We start from the raw sequence: 6,548 nt of genomic DNA on the forward strand, positions 1-6,548 counted from the left end.
AAAACACATCGATAGAATCGTGATCGAGGGGCATACGAACTCTGTTGGTAGCTATATGTACAACCTTGATCTATCGCAAAAGCGCGCGTATTCGGTGCTAGATTTTATCTACTCGTGGAACAAGGATAAGCGCCTAGAGCACTATCTCATCGCTAGCGGGCGCAGTTTTAGCGATCTGGTGATGAAAAACGGCAAAGAAGACCCCGACGCCTCAAGGCGCATCGAGATCAAATTTTCGATCTCGGACAAAGAGTCGATGAAAGAGATGCAAGATCTCTTGGAGCGGCAAAATCAAAAGTATTCAAAAGACTAAATTTAACGGACTCGATTTTTACGTACTTCGCGACGATCTGATGGACGGCGAATTTAACGGCAACAAGGCTAGAAAGCTGGAGTATTTCTTGCATGCCGGTCTAGGCGGTATAAAGCGCGTCGTTAGCTACGGCTCAAGCCAGTCAAACGCGATGTATAGCCTAAGCGTTTTTGCGAAGATGAAGGGCTTAGAGTTTCACTACGTCGTTTCAAATTTAAACTCAAATTTAGCGGCAAATCCAGTCGGAAATTTTAAATTCGCCCTTGAAAACGGAATGAAAATCTACATAGATAAAGATAGACGGGTACGGGCTAGGGCTCTAGCTTACGAACTAGCCGGCCTAAAAGAGGGCGAGATTTACGGCGATGAGGCTGTAAATTTGACGGATGCTTCTGATAGAAACGGGTTAAATTTAAAGGATACGGGCGGGTCAAATTTGAGCAACTTTGACGAACGGTTCGGTTTTACGGATATAAATTTAAATGCAAAAAATATGTCAAATTTGCAAGCTGAAGTCGAGCCGAATTTACAAAATCTAGGCAGAGAAAATTTGAACAAATTTGACGAACAAGCAGAGCTCGAGAGCGCAAATTTCAGCGAATGCAAAAGCCATAAAAACTCAAATTTTAAAAAATCCGCAGACCAAACAAGCTCAAATTTATCCGCCGCGCAGGATTGCTTCATTGGCGATTCGCTTTTTATAAACGAGGGCGTTTGGCAGCCGCAGGCGGAGGCGGGCTTTATCTCGCAGGCTAGGCAGATAGAGCGCTGGGCGGATGCGGAGGGCAAGACCGTTGATATATTTTTGCCCTCGGGTACGGGCACGTCGGCGGCGTTTTTGGCTAAGCATGTCAAATTTGACGTTTTTACCTGTCCTTGCGTGGGCGACGCGGACTATCTAAAAAGCGAGATCGAGGCGCTGACGCCAAACTCAAAGGTTCGCATTTTGCCGCCGCCCAAAAAATATCATTTCGGCGATCTAAAGCCCGAGCTTTATCAAATTTGGCGCAAAGTATGCGAGCAAACAGGGATAGAGTTTGAGCTCATTTACGATCCCGTGGGCTTTTTAACGATGACGTCAAACCTGGGCGTATTTAAAAACGAGATTTTATACATCCACCAAGGCGGCGCGCTCGGAAATATCAGTCAAAAACTAAGATACGAAAGAAAATTTAAGGAGACGAAATGAAGTTTTTACTCACTAGCAACGAAAATTTTAAGGACTATTTTGCGGCTTTGGTGAACCGCTCAAACGGCGATATGAGCGCGGTTATGCCAGCCGTTTCGCAGATACTTGAGGACGTGCGCGCTAGAGGCGACGAGGCGCTCTTTGAGCAGATAGAGAAATTTGACCGCTGGAAACCCGACGCAAATACCCTAAAAATCGGTACCGACGAGATGCAAAAGGCATACGACGGCATAGATAGCTGCCTGCGAAACGCGCTAAATTTAGCCTTTGAGCGCATAAAAAGCTACCACGAAAAAAGCCTGCCAAAAACCTGGATAGAGCACGACGAGCACGGCGTTTTGCTAGGCGCAAAGTACACTCCGCTAGACCGCGCCGGACTATATATCCCCGGAGGCAAGGCCGCCTATCCTAGCTCGCTTCTCATGAACGCCGTCCCGGCCCTGGTCGCGGGCGTTGGGGAAATAGTAGTCTGCACGCCTGCCGTCGGGGGCAAGGTAAATACGCTACTGCTAGCAGCCATGCACGTCTGCGGCATCAAGGAGGCCTATAGGGTGGGCGGTGCGTCGGCGGTAGCGGCGATGGCCTACGGCACGAAAACGATCAAAAAAACCGACGTCATCACGGGCCCTGGTAACATATACGTCGCGACGGCTAAAAAGCTAGTTTACGGCGAGGTAAATATCGATATGATCGCCGGCCCTAGCGAGATCTGCGTCATAGCAGACGAGAGCGCCGACCCTCGCCACATCGCCGTGGATCTGCTCTCGCAGGCCGAGCACGACGAGATGGCTAGCGCCGTACTCATCACGCCAAATCAAGCTTTCGGCGCGACGGTGCAAAGGCATATAAACGAGGAGATTAAGACTCTAGCTAGGCAGCCCATCGCGCAGGTTAGTATCGATAAAAAGGGTGCTATCATCGTAGCTAGCGACCTTGATGAGTGCGTGAGACTGGCTAACGAGCTAGCGCCCGAGCACCTAGAGATCGCGACAAACGACGCGATGGAGCTGGCCGCGCAGATCAGGCACGCGGGCGCGATATTTATCGGGCACTTTACGCCTGAAGCGATGGGCGACTATCTAGCAGGACCGAACCATACGCTGCCCACAGGCGGTAGCGCGAGATTTTATTCGCCTCTCGGGGTTGAAAATTTTATGAAGCGCACTTCGCTCATCTCGCTAAACGCAAAAGGCATAAGCGAGCTGGGAAATGCGTGCATGAAGCTAGCCGATGCCGAGGGGCTGGGGGCGCATAAGCGTTCGGTCGCGGTTAGGCTTGAAGCTCTTAAGTGATTTTAGGGCATTATCTCTTGGACGCTTTTTGAAGGGCTAGTAAAAATAAATACTCACGGACGACCGGTCCGCTCCGTTTTATTTTTACGTCGCAACTTCAAAAATCGCCTCAAGATATAACGCCTTGTATTTAAATTTGTTTCTGTCCGTCGATGGACTTTGCGTCCTATCTTGGGACGAAATTTGATAAAAACATTTAAATTTGCTCAAAACTCTTTGCCGCGAGTTTTGCGTGCGAAATTTGAAGGCTTTTGCATAGTTATCTCTCGGGAGCTTTTAACGGAACTCGCGAAAAAACGGATTGGTGGACTGGCTTGTCCAGCCTGCGCCTATTTTTCACTTCGTAACCCTTAAAATCTCTCCAAGAGATAATATCTCTTGAATTTTTTTGGATAAATTTTAAATTGGCCGCGAGATCGGTGCTTGAATTTTACAAAATAAACATACGAGCGGCTTGCTAAAATTTACGTTTTTATAAAATTTACGGCAATCTCGCAAAAGGAGACAAATGAGTCCGAAAAATCCCGTTTCAAATTTTATTTCAGCGGGTGATGAGATGCTCGCTTTTTTGTCAAATTTGGGCCAAAAGTGGCGTATTAGCGACGACGGAGCGGAGTTTATAGAGCGAAATTTTACTTTTGTCGGCTCAAAACCGGTTTTCCAAAATTTAAAAGATTATAAAACGGCTGATTATAAAAATTTTACCGATATTAAAAACTTTCTAAACTCAAATCCAAATATCCAAAGTAAAATTTTAAGCGGCGAGATAAGTTACGTCGGAGACAATCTAAGCGGCACAGGGGTCAAATTTGACCCTGAGTATTTTTACGATTTTTTAAAATTTACGGTTGAAAACATCCCGGAGCATCGCTATTTTTGCAGTTCCGAGGCGGGCTGGATTTTACTCGTCGCGATGGAGGGATATGTAGAATTTGCTATTCTAAATTAACGGACTCGCTAAATTTAGTCCGCTTATAAACTTGCGCAATCGCCGCAAATCAGCCTTGCGCATGCTGTTGCTTAAAATTAAGCAAATTTGCAAAAATACGTTACCGTTGTCTATTTTTAGCCGCCTGTCTTAAAGTTTCTAAACCCCGCCTTAAATCAGACGGAGTTTAGAAAATATATATATGAGTCAAATTTAGGCAGTTTTTGCACTCTTGTTGCTAAAAATTTCTAAAAATTTAACTGCTATTTTTTGAAATAGTTTTTCTTTTTTACGTTTGCTAAGTAAAAATTTTGCCGTCTCGCTTCTACCAAACATCACCGCAAAGATGTAAGGCGTCATCCCTAATCCATTATTTACTTCGATATCGGCTCCGGCATCAACTAGCGCTTTTACTACGTCTAAGTGCCCCTTAAACGCAGCGCCCGCAAGCGGAGTTTGCCCGCGGTCGTTGCGTTCATCTACTCTAGCGCCGTTTGAGAGTAGCATATTTACGGTATTTAGAGCATTGTTGTAGCTAGCCAGCATCAAAAGCGTATCGCCTTTGGCTGATTTTAAATTTACGCTAAGCCCCGCCTTTATCATCTTTTCTAGCTCGTCTGCTTCGTCTTGCCTCGCAAAATCAAGTGCCATGGCGCAAAGTTCGCTATATCTTTGCTCTTCAGCTTGCGTTAAATTTGTCAAATTTTAGCCTTTAGAGCTGCTCTGACGCCGTTTGCGTACTCTGGCGAGATTTGCTCAAAGTGACCTATCGCGCGCTCTTTTATCACTTCGCTCACGCCAGCCATACTCTCTGCGATATTGCTAAAAAGCTGTGATTTTTGGCTATCGTTCATTAGTGCAAAAAGCGCTCTAGGTTGCGAGTAATAATCCTGATCCTCGGCTCTATGGTCGTATCTTTGCATTGCGCCTTCTAAATTTATATCAGGCTCTAGCAGGCTTCTATCTTCTTTGCCGCCGCCAAAGCTGTTTGGCTCATAGTAGGCCTTGTCGTCGAGTTCATACATTCCGTTATTCATCGCACCGCCCACGACGTAGGTGTTTATTTCGCTTATCGGACGATTTACGCTTAGCTGCGCGTAGTGCGTGCCTATGCGGTATCTTTGAGCGTCTGGATAGCTAAAGATTCTGGCTTGAAGCATTTTATCGGGGCTAAAGCTGATACCAGGGACTATATTTGACGGACTAAATGCGGCTTGCTCTACTTCGTTGAAGTAATTTTTAGGGTTTTCATTTAGCGTCATGACGCCAACGTCGATAAGCGGAAATTCCTTATGAGACCATGTTTTGGTTAGGTCAAATGGGTTAAATTTGACGCTTTTTGCTTGATCTTGGGTCATTATTTGGATTTTAAAATCCCAACTTGGAAAATCTCCTTTTTCTATGCTTTCAAAGAGGTCTCTTTGGTTGCTCTCCCTGTCTTTTGCGATTATTTGCGCGGCTTCATCGTTGGTTAAATTTTTAATGCCTTGACGAGTTTTAAAGTGAAATTTGACCCAAAATCTCTCGTTTTTGTCATTTATAAAGCTATAGGTGTGGCTGCCAAATCCATGCATATGGCGGTAGCTAGCAGGTATGCCGCGGTCGCTCATTAAAATCGTAACTTGGTGCATAGTTTCAGGGCTCAAGCTCCAAAAATCCCAAGCGGCTTCGTTTGAGCGTAGATGCGTGCGCGGGTCGCGTTTTTGAGTATGGATGAAATCTGGGAATTTATACGGGTCTTTGATGAAAAAAATCGGAGTGTTGTTGCCGACTAAGTCCCAGTTGCCCTCTTTTGTGTAAAATTTAATCGCAAAGCCCCTTACGTCGCGCTCGGCATCAGCCGCTCCGGCCTCTCCGGCTACGGTAGAAAATCTCAGGAACAGTCTCGTTTTCTCGCCTTTTTGCAAGACATTTGCTTTCGTATAGCGCGAGATATCGTGCGTGATCTCTAGCGTACCGTACGCAGCGCTACCTTTTGCATGGACGGCTCTTTCCGGGATACGTTCTCTGTTTTGGTGGGCTAGTTTTTCAAGTAGTTGATAATCTTGTAGCATTATGCCGCCGCGACTACCCGCAGTAAGCGAGTTTTGATTGTCGGCTATCGGATTGCCTGAAGTGGTGGTTAGTTTTTTCATATTTTTCCTTTTTAATAAAAATTGTTATTTCGGAATTATACTTATTTAGAATAAAATTTTTCTTAAATAATAAAAATTATTAGTAGAAAAATTTATAAATTGTGGATATTGGAAAATTAATTGCATTTTGGCGATAAATTTGCTATTCAATATTTTAAAATTTGACTTATTCTCTTTTTGGATAGGTTGAGAGAGGTTTATGGATATCGGCGAAAAAGAAATATGATAAAATCACAAAAGTCTAAATTTAATCCTAGTGATTTTAAAAGCATTCATAGTAGAGCATTTAATGACGTAAAAGTCTATGCTGTGGTATCAAGCGGCGTTATGGCGTGGGTTTATGGCTAGCTCGTGGTGGAGACGGTTATCTGCTTTGGTTTTCACAAAACGGGCTGGTGGTTTTGGTTGATTTTATTAGCTACCGGAGTTGGTGCCTTTGTTTGGGAGGGTAAAAAAGCAAAAGAGAGATCAAATTTAAAAAATAATATTAGAAGTATTATGGTAAAAAATAAAAAAATATGGATCATAGCGATCGTTTTGGCTTTAGCGATACCAGAGTTGATACTCGCTTTTTTCTACTACGCGGCTGCAACTCAAGACAAATTTGAAAATATCGACAAGAGCAACTTTTACCGCTCGCCTGATGGCGAAATTTACGCTGCTATCGCACACAGCGGCAGGTATTTGCTAA

Annotated in this window: 5 protein-coding genes and 2 pseudogenes; 5 read left to right on the top strand and 2 right to left on the bottom strand. The window is 44.5% G+C overall.

The features are described 5' to 3' along the window. The 4 genes and pseudogenes from Q0314_RS04770 to Q0314_RS04785 form a co-directional block, all read left to right on the top strand. Positions 1-313, top strand: a 313-nt coding sequence (locus Q0314_RS04770) for an OmpA family protein (protein WP_298057104.1), incomplete at its 5' end; no start/stop codon positions are given. Between the two features lie 40 nt (positions 314-353). Next, positions 354-614, top strand: a pseudogene (locus Q0314_RS11290) (1-aminocyclopropane-1-carboxylate deaminase); the annotation flags it as partial. 884 nt (positions 615-1,498) lie between these two features. Further along, positions 1,499-2,794, top strand: coding sequence for a histidinol dehydrogenase (gene hisD / locus Q0314_RS04780; RefSeq protein WP_298057108.1), 1,296 nt, complete (start codon positions 1,499-1,501; stop codon positions 2,792-2,794). Between the two features lie 508 nt (positions 2,795-3,302). Further along, positions 3,303-3,743: a hypothetical protein gene (locus Q0314_RS04785; protein WP_298057110.1), complete on the top strand. Its 441-nt coding sequence runs from the start codon at positions 3,303-3,305 to the stop codon at positions 3,741-3,743. 192 nt (positions 3,744-3,935) lie between these two features. Here Q0314_RS04785 and Q0314_RS04790 read toward each other — a convergent pair whose 3' ends face one another. After that, positions 3,936-4,424, bottom strand: a complete 489-nt coding sequence (locus Q0314_RS04790) for an ankyrin repeat domain-containing protein (protein WP_298057112.1) — start codon at positions 4,422-4,424, stop codon at positions 3,936-3,938. Beyond that, on the bottom strand, positions 4,421-5,857 hold the full coding sequence (locus Q0314_RS04795; protein ID WP_298057114.1) for a catalase: 1,437 nt from the start codon (positions 5,855-5,857) through the stop codon (positions 4,421-4,423). Before Q0314_RS04795 ends, Q0314_RS04790 begins: the two co-directional genes overlap by 4 nt. A gap of 351 nt (positions 5,858-6,208) precedes the next feature. Here Q0314_RS04795 and Q0314_RS04800 point away from each other — a divergent pair. Next, positions 6,209-6,548: pseudogene (locus tag Q0314_RS04800) on the top strand (hypothetical protein); the annotation flags it as partial.

Source organism: uncultured Campylobacter sp., assembly GCF_938040115.1.
Lineage (GTDB): Bacteria > Campylobacterota > Campylobacteria > Campylobacterales > Campylobacteraceae > Campylobacter_A.

Coding starts and splice junctions, on each gene's coding strand:
- hisD (WP_298057108.1), top strand. CDS start 1,499: ATGAAGTTTTTACTCACTAGCAACGAAAATTTTAAGGACTATTTTGCG.
- Q0314_RS04785 (WP_298057110.1), top strand. CDS start 3,303: ATGAGTCCGAAAAATCCCGTTTCAAATTTTATTTCAGCGGGTGATGAG.
- Q0314_RS04795 (WP_298057114.1), bottom strand. CDS start 5,857: ATGAAAAAACTAACCACCACTTCAGGCAATCCGATAGCCGACAATCAA.